Here is a 20,015-nt window from a genome sequence, read left to right on the forward strand (position 1 = left end):
GGCGCATCATGTCGTTCGGACTTGCGTTCCCGGCGGCCGCGCTTCTGGCGGCCGCGCTCCTCGCGTCCCCGCCGGCGCGTGCCCAGGCCACGCGGGCGGAGATCGAGGACGTGGTCCGCAGCTATCTTGCCGCCCATCCCGAAGTGGTCGGCCCGCTGGTGAAGCAATATCTCTCGGACCATCCCGAGGTGCTCCAGCAGGCCATCATCGACATGATGGGCAAGCGCGGCGGCGCCCCGGCCCCGGCCCCGGCCGCTCAGGCCGCGCCCCCCATGGTGGACCGTTCGGCGGCGGTGAAGCAGAACGCGGACGCGCTCTTCAATTCGAGCCGGCAGGTCACGCTCGGCGATGCGAACGGCGACGTCACGCTCGTGGAGTTCTTCGATTACAATTGCGGCTATTGCAAACGCGCGCTTCAGGACACGGTGTTCCTGCTGAAGGACGATCCGAAACTCAAGATCGTGCTGAAGGAACTGCCGATCCTCGGCCCCGGCTCCGCGGAGGCGGCGCGCATCGGCGTCGCGCTCAACATGCAGGATCCCTCCGGCACGAAGTATCTCGCCTATCACCGGACCCTGTTGTCGGACCGGGGCCAGGCGAACCGCGAGAGCGCGCTCAAGGCCGCGGCCTCCGCCGGCGCGGACATGGCGCGCTTGGAGAAGGACGTATCCAGCCCCGAGGTCGACAAGGCGCTCGCCGAGAGTCGCGACCTGGCGCGCGCCTTGGGCATCAACGGCACTCCGGCCTATGTGGTGGCGGGTGGCGTTGTTCCCGGAGCCGTGGGCGCCGAAACCCTAAAGAACAAGATCGCCTCCGCCCGCCCGCGCTGACGGAGATTGCGGGACGCCAGACGATGTGAATCTGCGCGATCCCTGCCCAGGGCGTCCGCAAAGCGCATCCCGTTTCCTGAGGGCGAGCCGCCGGGGCGGTCGGTTCGAGACTCTCAACGCATCACGCGCGAAGGGCACGCGGTGCATGCCGGCTCTTGCCCGATCCCAAAAAAGTCCGCGCACGAGCCGGCGAGGGCCGTGCGCGGATTGGGCGGATTTCTGGTCTTGGCGGAGGCTCAGAAGCGCTCGCCGACCATGTCCTCGCTCTTGGTCCACAATGCCTCGGCGTGCTCGGGATCGAGCGCATAGCCGCGCACGCCTTCGCTGCCGGCATTGATCAGCCCCTCGGTCACCTCCGATACATGGCAATTCTCGCAATAGCGGCCGCCCACCGCCGCGGCATCCGCCACGACGCCGGCCCAAACCGAGGTCGCGGCGCCTTGCGGAATGGTCTTCCACTGGAACGGCGGCTTGCCCTCGGCGGCGAGGTCCGCATTGATCCGCGCGAGCATCTGTTCGAGCGTGGCATAGCCGATATGGCGCCCGAGTTCGGTCTGGATGCCGCCCGGATGCAGGGCGGTGGCGCGGACGCCGCGCGCCCGGTGCCGACGGTCGAAGGCCACCGCGAACAGGATATTGGCGGTCTTGGACCGGCCATAGGCGACCAGCGGCTCATAAGGCGTGTGCGCGAAGTTCGGGTCTTCGAGATCGACGTCCGAATAGCGGTGGCCCGCGGACGACACGTTGACCAGGCGGCCGCCCGGCGCGATCAGCGCGGCGATGCGGTTGACCAGCACGAAATGCCCGAGATGATTGGTGCCGAACTGGGTCTCGAAGCCGTCGGCGGTATGGCCGAGGGGCGTCGCCATCACGCCGGCGTTCGCGATCACCAGATCGAATGTCCGCCCGTCCGCGAGCAAGCGGTCGGCGCAGGCGCGCACATTGGCCAGCGAGGCGAGGTCGAGCTGGACCAGCTCGAGGCCGCCGCCGTTCGCGGCTTCTGAACGGACGCGGGCGGTGGCCGCCTCGGCCTTGGCAAGATCGCGCGCCGCGCCGACGACCTGCATGCCATGCGCGGCAAGTGCTCGCGCGGTCTCAACGCCGAGGCCGGCGGAAACGCCGGTGACGAGGGCGCGCTTACCCCGCAGATCGATGCCCGAAAGCACGTCGTCGGTGGTGGAGTTTGCTCCGAAAGGTCGGGTCATGACACTCTCCTGATGGCGGACGCGCTCCTCCTGCCGGCTGGGGCGCCATTGCCCCTCGGCCGTTGATGAAATAAGAGGAGGTTGTCTCCGCTTTCAAATACGGAGGAGCCCTCCGTTTATCAAGGGGTGATTTGCGTGATCGATCCCGGCGCGCCCGGTCCCGTTCGCAAGCCGCGCGCCGATGCGCAGCGCAACCGCGCGCGCCTGCTCGAAACCGCCAAGGCGGCGTTTGCGGAAAAAGGGTCCGAGGCCAGCCTCGATGAGATCGCGCGGGCCGCCGGCTTCGGCATCGGAACGCTGTATCGCCATTTTCCCACCCGCGACGCGTTGATCGAGGCGGTGTATCGCAATGAGACCCGCCAGCTTGGCGAAGCGGCCGCGCGGCTGGCCCAGACGCATCCGCCCGTCGAGGCGCTGCGGGAATGGCTGTTGCTGTTCGTGGACTATCTCGGCACCAAGCACGGCATGTCCGAAGCCATGAACTCGCTCGTTGCCGGGCCGACGGACCTTTATGCCGCGTCCGGGGCGCAGGCCAAGCAGGCCATGGCGCTGCTGGTGGATCGGGCCGTGGCGAGCGGGGAAATCCAGCTGGACATCGACCCCCTGGACCTGCTGCGCGCCCTGGCCGGGGTGGCCAACATCAGCGCCGGCGCGAACTGGAAGCAGGCCGCACGGCGCCTCGTCGATATCCTCGTCGTGGGAATTAGCACCGGCGGCAGGGGGCGGTAGGGGCTGCGCCAGAAGCGGAGCGGCGCGCGCGCCTGTGGATGGGCGCCCGGTCTTCGGGGAGCGTTACGCGGAGATCTTCCAATCCTGGCGATCGCGAAACGATTTCAGGCAGAAATCGATGAAGAGCTGCACCTTCAGCGAGCGATGGCGCACCTTCTGCGTGACGATGTAGATGGAATCGTCGAAGCCAAACGGCGTCGCCTGGTACCCCGGCAACAGCGCGACGAGGCTGCCGTCCTCGAGGTCGGGGCCGATGTTCCAGGTGGGCAGCAGCGCCACCCCGAGCCCCTTCAGAGCGCCGAGGCGCAGCACGTCGCCTCCATCCGATTGCAGGCTGCCGCGGACCCGGCATTCGGTCAGCTCGCCGTCCTTCATGAAGCGCCAGATGGGCTGATTGAACTCGGAATAGAAGGTCAGGCAATTGTGCGCCGTCAGATCCTCGGGCCGTTCGGGGCGGGGATTGCGCGCAAGATAGGCGGGGCTCGCGCACACCACGCGCCGGCTGGAGACCAGCTTGCGGATCATCAGCGACGGGCTGTTCACCTCGCCCACGCGCAGCGCCACGTCGATATTCTCGTCCACCAGATCCAGCGGCCGGTCGGACAGGCGCAAGTCGACGCACAAGCCCGGATGCTGGGAGAGGAAATCCGGCAGGCGCGGCGCGAGTTGCCGGTTGCCGAACGACATGCGGGCATGGACGCGCAGCGTGCCGCGCGGCGTCACCTGTAGCTGGCCGATCTCAGCGTTCAGGCCCTCGATTTCGCTGAGGATCGGCTCGATCCGGGCGAGATACAGTTGCCCCGCCTCGGTGAGCGTCAGTTTCCGGCTGGTCCGGTTGAGCAGCCGCACGCCGAGGCTGTCTTCGAGCGCGTTGATGCCGCGAAACACCGAAGCTGGCGAGATGCCGATCTGCCGCCCCGCCGCCGACAAGCTGCCGCCCTGCACCACGCGCAGGAAGAGTTGCATATGGGCGAGTGTATCCATGGCCTCGATCTTTTCGCTTTTTGAAAAGATGGTTTGTGTGGCGGATGATTGTCAAGGGGTTGATCTGATGTCCTTATCTGGCCATCCGACGAACTGGGGCAATGGCGGGAAGCAACATCCCGGATCGGGAAAATATCTTCGAGAAATGTTCGGAGAGAGACGTCAAGACCAAAATAACAATAATAATCAAAATAGGAGAGGATCATGTCGGGGCACCAAACTCGCTTCAGGCGAGAGATGGCGCGCGTCCAGTTCAAGACAAAAATCGTGACTGCCAGATCCTGTCTCAGCCGGAATCTGGAGCGAAGCAGGCGCTCGGGGTCAAGCCATGATCTCGCCAGCTGAGCACAAGTTCATCCTGGCTGTCGGGCCCGATGCGCAGCTGGCCTATTGCGCGGATGATTTTTCCGATCCTTGGAGCACGCCGGACACTGTGGTGATGCTGCATGGGATTGCCGAGGAAGCGGCGATCTGGCGTCCCTGGGTGCCGCATCTGGCGCGCCGCCACTGCGTCGTGCGCCCGGACCTGCGCGGGTTCGGAAGCTCCTCCCCCTTGCCGGAAGGGCGCGCCTTCGCGATTTCGGACTGGGCGGACGATATCGAGCGGCTGGTCGCGGCCCTCGGCGCGCGCCGCGTGCATCTGGTGGCCACCAAGCTCGGCGCCCTCGTCGCCTGCGAACTGGCCCAGCGCCAGCCGTCCTGGCTCGCATCGCTGACCCTCGCGGGCATGCTGGCGTCGGCGCGTGCCTCGCTCGGCCCCTGGGTCGAGGAGTGGGTCGCCGAGGTCGAGCGCAACGGGGTCGAGGGGTGGGCGCGCATGACCATGCCCGGCCGCATGGGCCCCTCGCTGCCGCCGGTGGCCCTGGACTGGTGGATCAGGCTCATGGCCAAGGCCGCGCCGGAGGCGGTGATTGCCTGTCTGCGCCTGCTGCCCGGTCTCGACGGTCCGCCCAATCCCGAACGGATCGCGTGCCCGACCCTGTTCCTCGTATCCGCCGGCGGAGATTCCGCGCGCACCGGCTACGACCAGCGCCCCGCGATCGCCGACGTCCGGCGGCTGCAGGAGCGCATCGCGAATTCCGAGCTGGGGTTCGTGGAGGCGGATTCCTATCACATCGCGGCGACCCACCCGGACGCCTGCGCCGCAGCCACCGCAACCTTCATCGCCCACGTCAATTCCACGGCCGATGGCCGGCACCGCCAACCCTACGTAGCAGCATCCGGCATGCGCCGCGCCGCAGGAGACATCTGATGACCGACATCGTCGCACCCCTCTCGGTGCCCAAGGCGGCCGAAAAGCAGAAGGCGGGACCCATGGCGGTTCTGCGCATCACCAGCGGACATTTCCTGGAGATGTTCGACTTCATCCTGTTCGGCTTCTATGCCACCAGCATCAGCCGGGCGTTCTTTCCGTCCTACAGCGAATATGCCCAGCTCATGCTGACGTTCATGACGTTCGGCGCAGGCTTCCTGATGCGGCCCGTCGGCGCCATCGTGCTCGGCGCATATGTCGACCGCGTCGGGCGGCGCAAGGGTCTCCTGATCACCCTTGGCATGATGGCGCTCGGCACGGTGCTCATCGCCTTCACCCCCAATTATGCGGTGATCGGCGCCCTCGCCCCCTGCCTCGTGCTCATCGGCCGCCTGGTCCAGGGCCTCTCGGCCGGCGCGGAACTGGGCAATGTGGCGGTCTATCTCACCGAGATCGCCCCGCCCGGCCGCGAGGGCTTCTACGTCTCCTGGCAGGCGGTCGGGCAGCAGGTGGGCATCATCCTCGCTGCGGTCATCGGCTACCTCATCAACGTCGCGCTTTCGCCGCAGCAGATCGACGAGTGGGGCTGGCGCATCCCGTTTGTGATCGGCTCCATGATCGTGCCGCTGCTGTTCGTCCTGCGGCGCTCGCTGGTGGAGACCGACACGTTCCTGGCCCGCAAGCGCCGCCCCACCAATGCGGAAATCTTCCGCTCCGTGGCGCGGAACTTCCAGGTGGTGATCGCCGGCATGCTGCTGGTGACCGGCACAAGCGTGTCCTTCTATCTGCTGAGCATCTACACGCCCACCTTCGGCAAGACGGTGCTTCATCTCAGCATCCTCGACAGCCTCATGGTGTCGCTGCTGAGCGCCATCTTCAACGCCGTGATGTTCCCGGTGATGGGCGCGCTGTCGGACCGCATCGGCCGCAAGCGCCTTCTTCTCACCTTCTCCGCGCTGATGATCCTCACCGCCTATCCGGTGCTGCACTGGCTGGTGGAGGCGCCGAGCTTCCCGCGCATGTTGATCGTCCTGCTCTGGCTGAATTTCGCTTATTGCGGCTACACCGCCGGCATGTACGCGGGCCTCACCGAGGTGATGCCGCTCGAAGTGCGCACCACCGCCTGGTCGCTCGCCTTCAGCCTGAGCGTCGCCACTTTCGGCGGCTTCACCCCGGCCATCGTGACCTGGCTCATCGCCGCCACGGGGGATCGCGGCGCGCCGGGCATCTGGATGGGCGTGGGCGGCCTCTGCGGCATGCTGGCGACCCTCTATCTCTACCGCCGCGGACGCAAGGCCGTCGGGGCCGATTCCCTGCGGTCCGCGGGCTGATCTCCTCGCGGGCGCGCCGCCCCGGCGGGCCCGCTTTTCTCCACCCTGGAGGGTCGTATGGACACCTTGAGGCCACTGACAGTGAGCCAAAGACTGGCCGCGTTCGCACACGGCTTGCGGTTTGAAGATCTGCCCGCCGAAGTGGTCGAGCAGGCCAAGGACCGGCTGCTGGACAGCCTGTCCACCGGGATTGCCGCCAACGGTTTGCCGGTGCCGAACGTCGCCATGGCGATCGCCCTGGGCAACCAGGGGCCGGCGACCATCTTCGGGGCCGCGGGCGGATATCCCATCGTCGACGCCGCGCTGGTGAATGCGACCTTGATCAATGGCCGCACGCAGGACGACTTCCTTGCCAAGTCCCACCCCGGCGCCGTGGTGGTTCCGGCCGCGCTGGCGGTCGGCGAAGCGGAGGGCGTGAGCGGCCGCGATCTCATCACCGCGCTCGTCATCGGCTATGAGGTGGTGGCCCGCGCCTATCTCGGCGGACCGGGCATGCTGCCGCGCTTCCGCGCCACGGGCGTGGCCGGCTGCATCGGCGCCGCCGCCGCCGCCGCCAAGCTGCTGCATCTCGATGCCGAGCAGACCGCCAATGCGCTCGGCTGCTCCGCCGTGTTCGCGGCCGGCATCGGTGCCGGCTTCCTGACCGGCACGATGGATGTGAAGCTGAATGTCGGCATGGCCGCCCGCAACGGCGCGACGGCCGCCTTGATGGCGCGGGCCGGAGCCACCGCTTCGCCGCTCGAATTCGAGGGCGAGGCCGGCTTCTACAAGGCCGTCGCCAATACCGCCGAGCATGCCGCGCGCGCGGTGGACGGCCTCGGCGAACGCTTCCTGATCTCCGACACCATCTACAAGGAATATCCGGTCTGCATCTTCGTGCAGACGCCCGTGACGCTGGCGCGCGGCCTCGCCGAGCAACTGGGCCGTGCCGTCGCCGATATCGAGAAGGTGACGGTCACGGTGTCCGACCTCACCTATACCAATCCGGGCTTCACCAATATCGCGCCCTATGCGAGCGCGCTCAACGCCCGCGTTTCGGCGCGCTTCTGCATCGCCGCCGCGCTGCTCGGGCGGCCGATCGACGAATTCGAATATTATTCGAACTATACCGACGCCGAGGTGCTGGCGCTTTCCGACAAGATCGATCTCGTCCTGGATCCCGTCCGTGCCGATATCGTCGATGTCGCGATCCGCACCACGAACGGGCAGGTGGTCTCGGCGCGGGGCGGGGAAGGCGAGACGCTGCATCCCACCCGCCAGAAGATCGCGGGCAAGTTCACCCGCATCACCGGCACCCTGCTCGGGACGCGCGGCGAGCGCATTCTCGAGATGGTTCACACCCTCGACAAGCTGGATGACGTCCGCATCCTGGCGCAGCTGCTGCGTGCCACCGACGGACAGACCGGCGCAGGAATTCTTTCGGAGGCGGCGCAATGATTGGTTGGAGAGCCCGTATCGGCTTCCTGGTTCCCCCCGGCAATCCCACCGTTGAGCCGGAAATGACGGAGCTGGCCCCCAAGGGGGTGTCCGTGCATTTCACGCGCATGGACGCATCCGGGCCGGCAGGGACCCACACGGGCCAGGAGGAGCGCAACCTCAGCCAGGTCGCGAGCGTGCCGGCGGCCTCCAGGCTGCTGGCCATGCTGAGCCCGAACGTCATCGTGATGGCCCACACCGCCACCAGCTATACCATCGGCAAGGCGCGCGAGGCCGAGCTGGTGACGCAGGTGGAGCGCGAGACCGGAACGCGCTTCGTCACCGCCTTCGGCAGCGCGCTCGCGGCCTTCGCGCATCTCGGCATCCGCCGCATCGGCTATGCGACGCCCTATGGCGAGGACGTGACGCTGGAGGGCAAGGCGCATTTCGAGGCCCATGGCGTGGAAGTGCCGCGCTATGCCCGCCTCGAAGGCGTCCGCAACATCTACGAGGAGACGCCGGAGCGCGCCTACATGGCCGGGCGGCAGGCCTATGTTGAAGGCGTGGATGCCGTGTTCCTCAGCGGCGTCGGCATGCCGACGCTGGCGGCCTTGCAGCAATTGGAGAACGACATCGGCAAGCCGGTGCTTTCGGCCGCCGGATGCATGATGTGGAACGCGCTGCGCATCGCCGGGATTCACGAGCCCCGGCCCGGCTACGGCCGGCTGTTCGCGGGGGCCTGACCCCACGCGTGTGCCGGCGCGTCAGCGTGCCGGCACACATCCGGTCTCGGCGATCACCGGAGGATCACCCGGGCGGTGCGGCCGGTTCAGGCCTTGAATCGCTTCGCCAGCGCTTCCGATCCCCGAGCCAGAATGCCGGCGTCGGAACCGACCGCAGTGAAGATGCATCCGGCCTTGATGTAGCGTTTCGCAAGGGTCTCGTCGCTGGTGAGGATGCCGGCGCGGTTTCCGGCGGCGCCGATCCGGCCGACGAGGCCCTCGATCAGCGACACCACCGCCTCGTTGTTCTGGTCGCCCAGATAGCCGGTGGCGGCGGAGAGATCGCCGGGCCCGACGAACAGGCCGTCCACGCCCGGCACGGCGGCGATGGCTTCGAGATTGCGCATGCCCTCCTCCGATTCGATCTGCACCAGCACGCAGATCTCCTCATGGGCGCGGCTGTAATAATCCTTCACGCGGCCGAAGCGCGAGGCCCGCGAGGCGGCCGCGAAACCGCGCACGCCGTGGGGCGGATAGCGCGTATAGGCGACCGCCGCCGCCGCCTGCTCGGCGGTGTCGATCATCGGAATGAGGAAGGTCTGAACGCCCGCGTCGAGATAGCGCTTGATCAGGGTCTGGTCGCTCACCGGCGGGCGCACGATGGGATGGGCGGAATTCTCCATGCAGGCCTGGAGCTGCGAGAACACCATGGGAAGTTCGTTCGGCGAATGCTCGGTGTCGAGCAGCAGCCAGTCGAAGCCGGATCCGGCGATGATCTCGACCGTGATGTGGCTCGCAAGGCTGCTCCACAGGCCGATCTGTTGCTGGCCGGCATAGATGCCGCGCTTGAATGTGTTGACGGGCAGTTCCACGGTTTTGTCCTCAGCTCAGAAGATGTCCGGCTCGCCGGCGGGGGTGCCGAACGAGGTTTCTAGAAAATCGAAGTCGCAGCCCTCGTGGGCCTGGCCGATGTGCCGGGAGAACATCCAGCCATAGCCGCGCTCGAAGCGCGGTTGCGGGGGCACGAAGCCGGCGCGGCGGCGCGCCAGTTCCTCGGGCGAAACCAGCATGTCGATGGACCGCGCCTCGACATCGACGCGCACCGCGTCGCCCGTGCGCAGCAGCGCCAGCGGGCCGCCGACGAAGCTCTCGGGCGAGACGTGCAGGATGCAGGCGCCATAGCTGGTGCCGCTCATGCGGGTATCCGAAATGCGGATCATGTCGCGCACCCCTTGCCGCACCAGCTTCTTCGGGATCGGCAGCATGCCCCATTCCGGCATGCCGGGGCCGCCCTGCGGGCCGGCGTTGCGCAGCACGAGCACATGGTCCGCCGTCACATCGAGGGTCTCGTCCTCGATCGCCGCCTTCATGGCGGGGTAATCGTCGAACACCAGCGCCGGGCCGGTATGCTTCAGCAGATGCGGCGCGCAGGCGCTCGGCTTGATGACGCAGCCTTCGGGGGCGAGATTGCCCCGCAGCACGGCCAGCGCGCCTTCCCGATAGATCGGATTGTCCAGGGTGCGGATGACGTCGTCGTCATAGACCTCCGCGTCGGCAATATTCTCGCCGACGCTCATGCCGGTCACGGTGAGCGCATCGAGATGGAGCAGGTCGCCGAGGCGCTTCATGAGGGCGCGCAAGCCCCCGGCGAAATAGAAATCCTCCATCAGATAGGTGCTGCCGCTCGGCCGCACATTGGCGATGACGGCGACGCGGCGGCTGGCGCGGTCGAAATCCTCAAGGCCGATGTCCGAGCCGGCCCGGCGCGCCTGGGCGATGAGGTGGATAATGGCGTTGGTGGAACAGCCCATGGCCATCGCCACCGTGATGGCATTCTCGAACGCCGCCCGGGTCTGGATGCGTGCCGGCGTGAGGTCCTCCCACACCATGTCGACGATGCGCCGACCGGTCTGCGTGCTCATGCGCATGTGGTTCGCGTCCGCCGCCGGAATGGAGGAGGCGCCGGGCAAGGTCATGCCGATGGCTTCGGCGATGGCGGTCATGGTGCTGGCGGTGCCCATGGTCATGCAATGGCCGTAGCTGCGGGCGATGCCGCCCTCGATCTCCTGCCATTGGGCCGCGTCGATATTCCCCGTGCGCCGCTCGTCCCAGAACTTCCAGGCATCCGAGCCGGAGCCGAGCACCTTGCCCTTCCAATTGCCGGGAAGCATGGGGCCGGCGGGGAGATAGATGGCCGGCACCCCCGCGCTGGTGGCGCCCATCAGCAGGGCCGGCGTGCTCTTGTCGCAGCCGCCGAGCAGCACCACCCCATCGACGGGATGGGAGCGGATCACCTCCTCCGTCTCCATCGCCAGCATATTGCGATAGAGCATGGAGCTGGGCTTGAGGAAGGTTTCGGAGACCGAATGGACCGGCAGCTCCAGCGGAAAACCGCCGGCCTGCAACACGCCGCGCTTCACATCCTCCACCCGGTGCTTGAAATGGGCGTGGCAGGGGTTGAAGTCCGACCAGGTGTTGAGAAGGGCGATCACCGGCTTTCCCGCCCAGTCCTGCGGGTCGTAGCCCATCTGCATCGCGCGGGAGCGATGGCCGAAGCCGCGCAGATCGTCGGGCGCCAGCCAGCGGGCGCTGCGGAGGGTTTCGGGAGACTTCAGGTGAGGCTTCATGGGGCGAGCCTTGTCTGGAAGGGCGACGGCGCGATTTGCCGTCGTGCCGGGATGTGCCGCGTTCCGCCGCGCCGCCCGTCGCCGTGCGCTGCTCAGCCCCGGTTCAGGGATTTCGCGCGCAGGGCGGAAATCGTCGTGCTGGGAGAGATCGCTTCGGTGTCGAGCTTGACGTGGATGACCGCCGCATTGGGCGACGCGAAGGCGGCCTCCATGACCGGGATCGCGTCCCGATCGTCGGCGATGGTGAAGCCGTCGGCGCCGAACGCGCGGGCATAGGCGGCAAAATCGGGATTTCTCAGGTCGGTGCCGAAGACCCGGCCGGGAAATTCGCGCTCCTGATGCATCCGGATGGTGCCGTAGGTGCCGTTGTCGATCACAAACACCTTCGGCGCGAGCCCGTATTGCATGGCGGTGGCCAATTCCTGCCCGGTCATCAGGAAATCGCCGTCGCCGGCGAAGCACAAGGCGGTGCGGGCGGGATTGAGCCGTGCCGCGGCGATCGCCGCCGGGAAGCCATAGCCCATGGTTCCGGAAATCGGCGCGAGCTGGGTGCCGAACGCCGGATGCCGGTAGAAGCGATGCAGCCAGATGGAGAAATTCCCCGCGCCGCTGCACATCACCGTGTCGGCGGGAAGATTCTGCCGCAGCCAGTGCATGATCGTGCTCATCTGCACCGGCCCGGGCACCTGAGGCAGCGGCTCCGACCAGGCGAGATAATCCGCGTGCGCCGCCTCCCGCCACGCCCGGCGGCGGGTGTCGGCCGGCGGCTCCAGTTCGTCCAGCGCGGCGGCGAAGGCGCCCGGAGTGGCGTTGATCGCAAGGGTGGGCTGGAACACGCGGCCCAGTTCCTCGACGCCGGCATGGACATGCACGAAGGCAACGCCGGGATTGGGGATGGGAATCAGGCTGTAGCCCTGGGTCGGCATCTCCGACAGGCGCGTGCCGAAGGCGAGGATCAGGTCGGCATCCTTGACGCGCTGCGCGAGCTTGGGATTGGCGCCCGGCCCGAGGTCTCCGGCATAGGCCGCGTGATGGTTGGGAAACAACATCTGGCGGCGGAAGCTGGCGCCGACGGGAATATCGAAGCGTTCGGCGAAGCGCACCAGCGCCGCCACCGACTGTTCGTTCCAGCGCGAGCCGCCGACGATCACGAATGGCCGCTCCGCCGCCCGGAGCAACGCGCCGAGCGTCTCCATGTCGCCGTGCCCCGGCGCGATCTCCAAAGGCACGAATGCGGGAACGTCCTCGACCACCACCTGTTCGTCCAACATGTCGTCCGGCAGGGTCAGAACCACCGGACCCGGGCGGCCCTGCGTCGCCACGCGCACGGCGCGGGCGACGAATTCGGGAATGCGGGCCGCATCGTCGATCTCGATCACGAGCTTCGCCATGGTTCCGAACACGGCGCGGGGATCGATTTCCTGGAACGCGTCGCGATGGCGGAAGCCGCGCGAGATCTGTCCCGAGATCAGGATCATCGGGGTCGAATCCTGCTGCGCCACGTGTACGCCCGCGCTGGCATTGGTCATGCCGGGGCCGCGCGTGACGAAACACAGGCCGGGCAGCCCCGTGAGCTTGCCGGCCGCCTCGGCCATGAAGGCGGCGCCGCTTTCCTGGCGGCACACGACGAAATCGATGCGCGAATCCGCCAGGGCGTCGAGCACGGGCAGATAGCTTTCCCCCGGGACGCCGAAGGCATGGCGCAGCCCGTGACCTTCGAGCGCGTCCACGAGAACTTGAGATGCCGCACGCGTGCGGCTGGAAGGCTTGTGCATGATAGGCCCCTGCAATCCGAAGCGCCCGCGCCCAGGCGGGCATGTGTCAGTAAAGGTGTCGACCCGAGTCCGTTTGCATAAGTTCTCCCGTCATCGTGGTCGCGTCTTCGACCAGAAAGACGACTTGACGCGCCACGTCGGAAGGCCAGACGCCCCGCTTCAACGGGAAGCTCGTCTCCGCTTCATGCAATTTGCTTTGGTACATGTCTTCCGACATGAGTTTCCTGGTCCAATTGCCGAACAGGCCGCCGGGACAGATGGCGTTGACGCGCACCTGTGGAGCCAGCACGCGGGCCAGGGAGAGCGTCAAGGTGTTCAGCGCTCCCTTTGACGCGGCATAGGCAATCGAGCTTCCGTTGCCGGTGATGCCGGCCACGGAGGAGATGTTCACGATAGCCGCATCGCCGGTGGCCCGCAGGTGCGGGGCGGCCGCGCGCGCCATCTGGAACGGGCCGATGAGGTTCACGTCATAGAGGCGGTGGAACTCCGCCGCATCGAGATCCTCCAGCGCGCCGAGCGCGATGGGGCGGGTCACCGCGGCATTGTTGATGAGGATGTCGAGACGTCCCCAGCGCGCGTTGGCGGCATCCGCCAGGCGGCGGCACTCGGCGTCGCGCGCCACATCGGCCTCGAAGGCAAAGGCATCGACGCCGAGCGCGGCGCATGCGGCGACCACCGCATCGGCCCCCGCGCGGTTGCTGGCATAATTCACGGCCACATTGCAGCCGCGCGCCGCAAGCGCCTTGGCGGTCGCCCCGCCGACCCCGTCCGGCGAGCTGGCGCCGGTCACGATGGCTGTCTTGCCCTGAAGGTTCATCTCTCACCTGCCAACAAATCGAGCGGGGCGCTTTTCGAAAAAGGCGGTGATGCCTTCGAGATAATCCTGCGTGCCCTCAAGCGGGCGCCGCAGCGTGTCGTTCAGCGCGTTGGCCTGCTCGAACGGCAGGTCGGCGCCGAAATTCATCATCTGCTTGATGCCGGCGAGCCCGAGCGGGCTCGATTTCTTGATCGCGTCGGCGATCTCGTGCGCCTTCACGAGCAGCCGGTCGCGCGGGACCACATGCTCGACGATGCCGAGGGAGAGCGCTTCGTCCGCCTTCACCCGCCGCGCGGTGAAGAAGATTTCCTTGGCGCGGCCCCGGCCGATGAGGCGCGGCAGCACCACCGCGGCGCCGGCGCCGGGATAGGCGCCCAGGGTCATCTCGGGAAAGGAGAAGACGGCATCCTCCGCCGCGACGCGCAGATCGCAGTAAAGCGCCAGCTCGAAGCCGCCGCCGAGGCAATAGCCGTGGACCGCGGCGATCACAGGCTGCGGCATCCGCCAGACGGCCTCGTTCACCTCCCAGCCGCGGGTGCGCTGCTCCCATTTCTCGTCGGCATCGAGGGTGCGCCGCTCCTTGAGGTCCGCCCCGGCGCAGAAGGCGCGCTCCCCGGCGCCGGTGATGACGACGACCCGCACGTCCGGACGCTGCGCGAGCGCGTCGATTGCCGCGCGCAATTCGCGCGACAATTCGCTCGAGAGCGCATTCATCGCCTCCGGCCGGTTGAGCGTGAGCGTGACGACCCCGTCGGTCTCGTCCTGAAGCAGAATGCCCATGTCGCGCTCCCGCTCATCCCACGTAGGTGCGAATATTGGTGGCGACCGCGACAATCTCGCCGCGCTGATTCGTGCAGGTCACGTCGGCGAAGACGCGCTTCTTCTCCATGTCGTAGCGGGCGATCTTGTATTCGGTGCGGATCGTGTCGCCGAAGAACACGGGATTGACGAAGCGCACCCGGTCGTAGCCGAGGGAAACGGTGCGCCCCAGGTAGAGATTGGCCGAACTCGCCGACATGAAGCCGAGCAGCAGGGTGCCGTGGGCGACGCGCCGGCCATATTTGCCGCCGGCCATATATTCTTCGTCGATATGGTTCGGCGAGAAGTCGCCGGAAATGCCGGCATAGAGGTAAACGTCTGATTCCGAGACGGTTTTCGTGAAAACGGAGGAGGTTCCGAGCGGCACCTCCTTGAACGCGGTATCCTCCATGGTCCACCCTTGTGCTGGGAGGCCCGGTGGGCCCCGCTGCTTTGTCTTGCCACATTGGTATGACAAGTGGACTTTTCCCGCAAGCTGTTCCATGATGGATCCATGACCGAAAGCGCACCGACCGTCGGCCCTATGTCGACAGAAGCCTTGACCCTCCTCGCCCCGAAGCCGGTGAAGCTGAGCGATCAGATCTATGATCGGATCTTCGAGCTGATCGTCAGCGGGGAATTCCCCGAGAAGAGCAAGCTGCCGACCGAGGTGGAATTATCGGACCGGCTGAACGTGTCGCGGACGATCGTGCGCGAGGCCTTGGCGCGTCTGCGGGACGACGGGATCGTGATCTCCCGGCAGGGGGCAGGCACCTTCGTCCAGCGCCAGCCGAGCAAGGCGATTCTCGGGTTTGCGCCGGTGGGCAGCATCGCCGACGTGCAGCGCTGCTTCGAGTTTCGCGTCGCGCTCGAAGGGGAGGCGGCCCATGTGGCGGCCAGCCGTGGCGATGCCGCCCGGATCGCCGAGATCGCGCGGGCGCTTGCGGTTCTCGAGGAGATCGTGAAGACCGGCAGCCTCGGCGCCGCGGCGGACTATGATTTCCACCTCGCGGTGGCGCGGGCGACCTGCAATCAATTCTTCGCCTCGGCGATGGAATTGCTGCGGCCGCACATTGATTTCGGCATGAACCTGGCCCGCAGCCTGTCGCTTCAGAAGCCGAAATCCCGCGTCCGCCAGGTCCAGGACGAGCATACGCAGGTCTATGAGGCGATCGTGAAGGGGGATGCCCCGGGCGCGCGGGATGCCATGCGCGTTCATATCGAGAATGCCCGCAGGCGCATGTTCGAAGGAATATCCGCCTAGCCATTTTTCGGCCTACGGGCCGAGGTCGATTAAGTATATGATATAAATATACTTTTTAGAGAGTGAGTCGATTTTGCGGGCGCGTGCCCTCTGGCTTGTTCTCGGCAAACGCCAATGCGCCGAGTGGCCTCAAGTTCTTGTTCGCTCACGGTTTCCGATGCCGAGTCGCGGTTCATTCCCGCGGAAAGAGCCGCCGGCACGGCGAAAAAATGTTGAAGTTGTCTAATCATTAGACAACTATGTCCGAAGAGATGCGCACAAGCGCACAGCATCGGGGAGGAGAGAAGATGAAGCTCACAGCCGGGTTTCGTCGCGATGGCCTGACACGCCGCCAGTTGCTCGTTACGGGCGCCGGCGGCGTTCTATGGTCCGCGATGCCGCATCTGGTGTCCCGCGCGCATGCGGAGGCCAGCCAGCCACCCAGCCTGGAGGCCGCGAAGGCCGAGGGGCCGGTGGTGGTCTGGCACGCGGACCAGGAAGCCGACGTCGTCGAATTCCTTCGGGTTTTCAAGGAAAAGACCGGCGTCGACGCGGTGCAGCAGCGTTTGCTGCCCGGCGCTGCCCTGCCGAAGCTGGAAGCCGAGTTCCGCGCCGGCCAGACCACCGGAGACGTCTACATCACCTCCGATTCCGGCATCATGGAGAATCTGCGTCTCCAGAATCGCCTTCTGCGCTACATCCCTAAGGACATCGACGCCTACGCCCCCGAATATCGCAGCGCGGAGCCGGGATATTGGACGACATATTACGTCAATGTCGGGCCGATGATGTACGATCCGCGCTATGTGAAGAAGGAAGTTGCGCCGAAGACCTGGACCGATTTGCTCGACCCGCAATGGAAGGGGCAGATCGGATTCCAGAACTCGGCGGCGGGCACGTCCTACGGCTTCTGGTTCGCCATGAAGGATGTCCTGCCGAAGGATTTCTGGGACAATCTCGGAAAGAACAACCCGCGCGCCTATGCCTCCTCCACCCAGATCTCCCAGGATATCGAGCGGGGAGACCTCAAGATCGGCGGCCGGGTGAGCATATTCCAATATGTAAAATCGGTACGTAACAAGCAGTCGGTCGAGGCGGTGTTCCCGACGATCGGGGTCCCGGCCGTGAACCAGGTCATCGGCATCTTCGGCACCACCAAGCGCCCGAATGCCTCCAAGATTTTCACGGAATTCATGCTTTCCAAGGAGGGCCAGTATCTCTGGAATAATATCCAGGGCTCCTATTCGGCGCGCAAGGATATCCATATCGAGCATCTGCCCGACATCACCACGCTCAACCTGCGCTTGCCCGTGGACTTCCAGGACTACATGCGGCCCGAGCGGCGGCGTGAATTCGTGGCGATCTGGAACAAGATGACGGGCCTGTGATGTCGGTGATGTCCGAACAGGAAGCGCAGCGCGCGGCGTTTGCCCGCGCCTCTGCCTTCGATCTTCGCCCGGAGGTGTGGATTCCGCTGGTCCTGCTGACAGGAACCCTCGGCTTCCCCTTCTTCCTGCTCGTCACGAGCGCGTTCAACGTGGGAGATCCGGAGGCATTTCCGGCCAAAGCCTACGGCATCGACAATTTCATCGCGCTGTCCGGCCATCTGGACTGGATCCGCAACACGCTGGTCGTCGCCGGCGGCGGCACCGCGCTGGGGCTGGTCATCGGCGTGGTGTTGGCCTGGATCATCCACCGCACGACCATGCCGGGGCGAAAGCTGTTCGAGCTGCTGATCGCCATCCCCTATCCGCTGGGGCCGCTGGTCGGGGCGCTGGCCTGGAGCCAGCTCGGCGCGCCGCGCGACGGCCTGATCAACCGGATGTTCGGTGCGATCACCGGCTTCGAGACGCATCTGATCAACATCTATACGCCGATGGGGATCATCTTCGTCGAGGCGATCTTCGAGGCGCCGGTCGCCGTTCTGATCATCGGGGCGGCGATGCAGCGCATGGATCCCTCGCTCGAGGAATGCTCCTCCATCTTCGGGTCGGGAAAGCTCCGCACCGCCTGGAAAGTCACCCTGCCGCTGATGCTGCCGGCGGTCGCGAGCGCGGCCCTGTTCATGTTCACCTCCATGATCGGATCGTTCGCGATCCCGACCATGCTCGGCACCTCCTCGCGCTTCTACGTCGCCACCAATGCCATGTACGTGCTGCTGCAGGGCTATCCGCCGAACTATCCGCTCGCCGCCGCGCTCGGTCTGGTTCTGATCTGCATGACGGCGGTCGCGGTCTGGCTGGTCCAACGGGTGCTGCGCGGGAAGTCCTATGCGGTCATCTCGGGCAAGAATTATCGCCCCCGGCAGGTGGACATGGGTTGGATGACGGGAGTGTTGTTCGCGATTGCGGCGCTCTATGTCCTGCTGTCGCTGATCTTGCCGATGGGCACGCTTCTTCTGGCCTCGTTCCAGTCGAGCAATGCCATCAGCTTCAATTTCCCGGCCTGGACGCTGGGCAATTACAAATATGTGATGTTCGACTTCCCCACGACCCAGCAGGCGATCCTCAACAGCCTGCTCCTGGGGGTGGGCACGGGCGTCATCGGCGTGCTTCTGGCGACCTTCATCGCCCTTGCCACGCACCGCTCGCGCAGCGACGGGCGCCGGCTTCTCGAACAGATGACGATGCTGCCCCAGGCCTTTCCGCGCCTCATTTTCGCGATCGGCTTCCTGTGGATGATCCTCGCGCTGCCGCTCAAGCTTTACGGCACCTTGTTCGCCGTGCTGCTGGCTTACGTCATCGTCTTCCTGCCGCTCGCCTATCGCGGCATGAGCGGCGTGGTGGTGCAGATCGACATCGCCCTGGAGGAGGCGGCCCGCATCAGCGGCGCGGGGGCATGGCGCATCCTGCGGACGGTCACGCTGCCGCTGCTGCGGCCGGGCCTGCTCGCCACCTGGGCGCTGCTGTTCATGGTGTCGGTGCGCGAGATCAGCGCCTCCCTGTTCCTCTCCGGGCCCGGCACGCAGGTGCTGGGGCCGGCCATCTTCAGCTTCTGGGATTCCGGTGGCATGCCGCGCGTCAGCGCGCTCGCTGTGGTGCAGGCCCTGATCATCCTGATCGCGCTCACCCTCGTGCGCTCCATGGCAAATCGCGGCGCCAAAGTCTGACTGGAGAAAGCATCATGCTGGCCTTACACCGATCCGCGCAGACTCTTTCCTTCGGCGAGGCGCAGCCGCGCAATACGCCGGCGCCGGCCTATATCGAGGTGCGCGATCTCGTTGCCGCGTTCGGCGCCAAGATCGTCGTCAAGGGCGTCTCGTTTGCCGTCGGGCGCGGCGAACATCTTTCCCTTCTCGGCCCTTCGGGCTGCGGAAAGTCCACCACCCTGCGCTGCATCGCGGGGCTTGAAACGCCGGTGTCCGGCGAAATCGTCATCGACGGCAATCTGGTCTTCTCCTCGTCGAAGCGCATCAACGTGCCGACCGAGAAGCGCAAGCTGTCGATGGTGTTCCAGAGCTATGCGATCTGGCCGCACATGTCGGTGTTCGAGAATGTCGCCTATGGGCTGCGCGTCCAGCGGGTCGCGGAAAGCGAGATCAAGCAGCGGGTCGCGGACATGCTGCGGATGGTCGGCATCGAGGATTATATCGATCGCCCCGCGACCGATCTCAGCGGCGGCCAGCAGCAGCGCGTCGCCCTCGCGCGCAGCTATGCCTCGCGGCCGAAGGCGATCCTGCTCGACGAGCCTTTGTCGAACCTGGATGCGCGGCTGCGGGTGCGCATGCGCGACGAGATCAAGGAATTCCAGCACAAGTTCGACCTGTCGACGATCTATGTCACCCACGACCAGGAAGAGGCGATGGCGATTTCCGATCGCATCATCGTCATGCGCGACGGTCACATCGAGCAATGCGGCAAGCCGCTCGACATCTACGACACGCCGGCGACGCGCTTCGTCGCGGACTTCATCGGCGCCGCGAACATCCTTGTGGGCACGGCCGCCGGCGAAGCCTCCTCGGGCGCGCCGGTGCTGAAGGTGGGCGAGGCCCTGGTGGAATGCGCGGAGGGATCGCAGCTTTTCCCCGTCGATACGGGCAGCATGCATCTCGCGGCCCTGCGCACGGTCTATCCCGAAATGCGCCGGGAGGCGCCGCCGCGCCCGAACCAATGGGCCGCCACCGTCACCCGCCGCGTCCTGCTCGGCGATATCGTCAATTACACCCTCGCCTGGCCGGGCGGCGACCTGCGCGTGCACGCGTTTCCCAATGCCCTGTTCGAGGAGGGGGAGCGCATCCAGCTCCACATTCCGCCCCATCGCACGGTTCCGGTCCGGGCCGATTGAGC

The 20,015-nt window shown here is 66.3% G+C and carries 18 protein-coding genes; 10 read left to right on the top strand and 8 right to left on the bottom strand.

The window, feature by feature from the left end:
• Window positions 1–8: 8 nt before the first annotated feature.
• Entirely contained in the window at window positions 9–830 is an 822-nt protein-coding gene (locus tag V5F84_RS04050; protein WP_394045051.1) for a DsbA family protein, read from the top strand.
• Between the two features lie 236 nt (window positions 831–1,066).
• On the opposite strand, the gene V5F84_RS04055 is transcribed toward V5F84_RS04050, so the two are convergent.
• Window positions 1,067–2,035, bottom strand: coding sequence for an SDR family NAD(P)-dependent oxidoreductase (locus tag V5F84_RS04055; RefSeq protein WP_394045053.1), 969 nt, complete (start codon window positions 2,033–2,035; stop codon window positions 1,067–1,069).
• A gap of 135 nt (window positions 2,036–2,170) precedes the next feature.
• Between V5F84_RS04055 and V5F84_RS04060 the strand changes: the two genes are divergently transcribed.
• Entirely contained in the window at window positions 2,171–2,764 is a 594-nt protein-coding gene (locus V5F84_RS04060; RefSeq protein WP_394045055.1) for a TetR/AcrR family transcriptional regulator, read from the top strand.
• A 63-nt stretch (window positions 2,765–2,827) separates the two neighbouring features.
• Here V5F84_RS04060 and V5F84_RS04065 read toward each other — a convergent pair whose 3' ends face one another.
• The gene (locus V5F84_RS04065) at window positions 2,828–3,748 is read right to left on the bottom strand and encodes a LysR family transcriptional regulator (protein ID WP_394045057.1); all 921 of its coding nucleotides are present in this window, start codon (window positions 3,746–3,748) and stop codon (window positions 2,828–2,830) included.
• 328 nt (window positions 3,749–4,076) lie between these two features.
• Between V5F84_RS04065 and V5F84_RS04070 the strand changes: the two genes are divergently transcribed.
• The 4 genes from V5F84_RS04070 (at window position 4,077) to V5F84_RS04085 (ending at window position 8,490) form a co-directional block, all read left to right on the top strand.
• A complete protein-coding gene (locus V5F84_RS04070; RefSeq protein ID WP_394045059.1) occupies window positions 4,077–5,000 on the top strand; it encodes an alpha/beta fold hydrolase in 924 nt (307 codons plus the stop codon).
• On the top strand, window positions 5,000–6,331 hold the full coding sequence (locus V5F84_RS04075; protein WP_394045061.1) for an MFS transporter: 1,332 nt from the start codon (window positions 5,000–5,002) through the stop codon (window positions 6,329–6,331). Before V5F84_RS04070 ends, V5F84_RS04075 begins: the two co-directional genes overlap by 1 nt.
• 81 nt (window positions 6,332–6,412) lie before the next feature.
• On the top strand, window positions 6,413–7,768 hold the full coding sequence (locus V5F84_RS04080) for an MmgE/PrpD family protein (protein WP_394045063.1): 1,356 nt from the start codon (window positions 6,413–6,415) through the stop codon (window positions 7,766–7,768).
• Window positions 7,765–8,490: a maleate cis-trans isomerase family protein gene (locus V5F84_RS04085; RefSeq protein ID WP_394045065.1), complete on the top strand. Its 726-nt coding sequence runs from the start codon at window positions 7,765–7,767 to the stop codon at window positions 8,488–8,490. Before V5F84_RS04080 ends, V5F84_RS04085 begins: the two co-directional genes overlap by 4 nt.
• A gap of 86 nt (window positions 8,491–8,576) precedes the next feature.
• Here V5F84_RS04085 and V5F84_RS04090 read toward each other — a convergent pair whose 3' ends face one another.
• The 6 genes from V5F84_RS04090 to V5F84_RS04115 form a co-directional block, all read right to left on the bottom strand.
• Window positions 8,577–9,341 carry an aldolase/citrate lyase family protein gene (locus V5F84_RS04090; RefSeq protein WP_394045067.1) on the bottom strand — a complete coding sequence of 255 codons (765 nt, stop codon included), beginning with the start codon at window positions 9,339–9,341 and terminating at the stop codon, window positions 8,577–8,579.
• Between the two features lie 15 nt (window positions 9,342–9,356).
• Window positions 9,357–11,096, bottom strand: coding sequence for an L-arabinonate dehydratase (araD, locus tag V5F84_RS04095; RefSeq protein ID WP_394045069.1), 1,740 nt, complete (start codon window positions 11,094–11,096; stop codon window positions 9,357–9,359).
• A gap of 92 nt (window positions 11,097–11,188) precedes the next feature.
• Window positions 11,189–12,871: a thiamine pyrophosphate-binding protein gene (locus V5F84_RS04100; RefSeq protein ID WP_394045071.1), complete on the bottom strand. Its 1,683-nt coding sequence runs from the start codon at window positions 12,869–12,871 to the stop codon at window positions 11,189–11,191.
• A 46-nt stretch (window positions 12,872–12,917) separates the two neighbouring features.
• Window positions 12,918–13,688, bottom strand: coding sequence for an SDR family NAD(P)-dependent oxidoreductase (locus V5F84_RS04105; RefSeq protein ID WP_394045073.1), 771 nt, complete (start codon window positions 13,686–13,688; stop codon window positions 12,918–12,920).
• A gap of 3 nt (window positions 13,689–13,691) precedes the next feature.
• On the bottom strand, window positions 13,692–14,468 hold the full coding sequence (locus tag V5F84_RS04110; RefSeq protein WP_394045075.1) for an enoyl-CoA hydratase/isomerase family protein: 777 nt from the start codon (window positions 14,466–14,468) through the stop codon (window positions 13,692–13,694).
• Window positions 14,469–14,481: 13 nt separating this feature from the next.
• Window positions 14,482–14,898: a MaoC family dehydratase gene (locus tag V5F84_RS04115; RefSeq protein WP_394045077.1), complete on the bottom strand. Its 417-nt coding sequence runs from the start codon at window positions 14,896–14,898 to the stop codon at window positions 14,482–14,484.
• 147 nt (window positions 14,899–15,045) lie between these two features.
• Here V5F84_RS04115 and V5F84_RS04120 point away from each other — a divergent pair, with 147 nt between their 5' ends.
• From V5F84_RS04120 to V5F84_RS04135, 4 genes are all read left to right on the top strand, one after another.
• A complete protein-coding gene (locus V5F84_RS04120; protein ID WP_509277157.1) occupies window positions 15,046–15,750 on the top strand; it encodes an FCD domain-containing protein in 705 nt (234 codons plus the stop codon).
• Window positions 15,751–16,037: 287 nt separating this feature from the next.
• Window positions 16,038–17,117, top strand: coding sequence for an ABC transporter substrate-binding protein (locus V5F84_RS04125; protein WP_394045081.1), 1,080 nt, complete (start codon window positions 16,038–16,040; stop codon window positions 17,115–17,117).
• Between the two features lie 8 nt (window positions 17,118–17,125).
• Window positions 17,126–18,838: an ABC transporter permease gene (locus V5F84_RS04130; RefSeq protein ID WP_394045083.1), complete on the top strand. Its 1,713-nt coding sequence runs from the start codon at window positions 17,126–17,128 to the stop codon at window positions 18,836–18,838.
• 14 nt (window positions 18,839–18,852) lie between these two features.
• Entirely contained in the window at window positions 18,853–20,013 is a 1,161-nt protein-coding gene (locus V5F84_RS04135; RefSeq protein WP_394045085.1) for an ABC transporter ATP-binding protein, read from the top strand.
• Window positions 20,014–20,015: the final 2 nt, after the last annotated feature.

The organism is Roseixanthobacter liquoris (genome assembly GCF_043195135.2).
In the GTDB taxonomy this organism is placed as follows: domain Bacteria; phylum Pseudomonadota; class Alphaproteobacteria; order Rhizobiales; family Xanthobacteraceae; genus NCEH01.

Bases quoted from the DNA above. Each gene is read 5' to 3' on its own strand.
- V5F84_RS04100 (WP_394045071.1), bottom strand. From the start codon at position 12,871: ATGCACAAGCCTTCCAGCCGCACGCGTGCGGCATCTCAAGTTCTCGTG.
- V5F84_RS04105 (WP_394045073.1), bottom strand. From the start codon at position 13,688: ATGAACCTTCAGGGCAAGACAGCCATCGTGACCGGCGCCAGCTCGCCG.
- V5F84_RS04125 (WP_394045081.1), top strand. From the start codon at position 16,038: ATGAAGCTCACAGCCGGGTTTCGTCGCGATGGCCTGACACGCCGCCAG.
- V5F84_RS04085 (WP_394045065.1), top strand. From the start codon at position 7,765: ATGATTGGTTGGAGAGCCCGTATCGGCTTCCTGGTTCCCCCCGGCAAT.
- V5F84_RS04115 (WP_394045077.1), bottom strand. From the start codon at position 14,898: ATGGAGGATACCGCGTTCAAGGAGGTGCCGCTCGGAACCTCCTCCGTT.
- V5F84_RS04135 (WP_394045085.1), top strand. From the start codon at position 18,853: ATGCTGGCCTTACACCGATCCGCGCAGACTCTTTCCTTCGGCGAGGCG.
- V5F84_RS04055 (WP_394045053.1), bottom strand. From the start codon at position 2,035: ATGACCCGACCTTTCGGAGCAAACTCCACCACCGACGACGTGCTTTCG.
- V5F84_RS04130 (WP_394045083.1), top strand. From the start codon at position 17,126: ATGTCCGAACAGGAAGCGCAGCGCGCGGCGTTTGCCCGCGCCTCTGCC.
- V5F84_RS04110 (WP_394045075.1), bottom strand. From the start codon at position 14,468: ATGGGCATTCTGCTTCAGGACGAGACCGACGGGGTCGTCACGCTCACG.
- araD (WP_394045069.1), bottom strand. From the start codon at position 11,096: ATGAAGCCTCACCTGAAGTCTCCCGAAACCCTCCGCAGCGCCCGCTGG.
- V5F84_RS04070 (WP_394045059.1), top strand. From the start codon at position 4,077: ATGATCTCGCCAGCTGAGCACAAGTTCATCCTGGCTGTCGGGCCCGAT.
- V5F84_RS04065 (WP_394045057.1), bottom strand. From the start codon at position 3,748: ATGGATACACTCGCCCATATGCAACTCTTCCTGCGCGTGGTGCAGGGC.
- V5F84_RS04050 (WP_394045051.1), top strand. From the start codon at position 9: ATGTCGTTCGGACTTGCGTTCCCGGCGGCCGCGCTTCTGGCGGCCGCG.
- V5F84_RS04075 (WP_394045061.1), top strand. From the start codon at position 5,000: ATGACCGACATCGTCGCACCCCTCTCGGTGCCCAAGGCGGCCGAAAAG.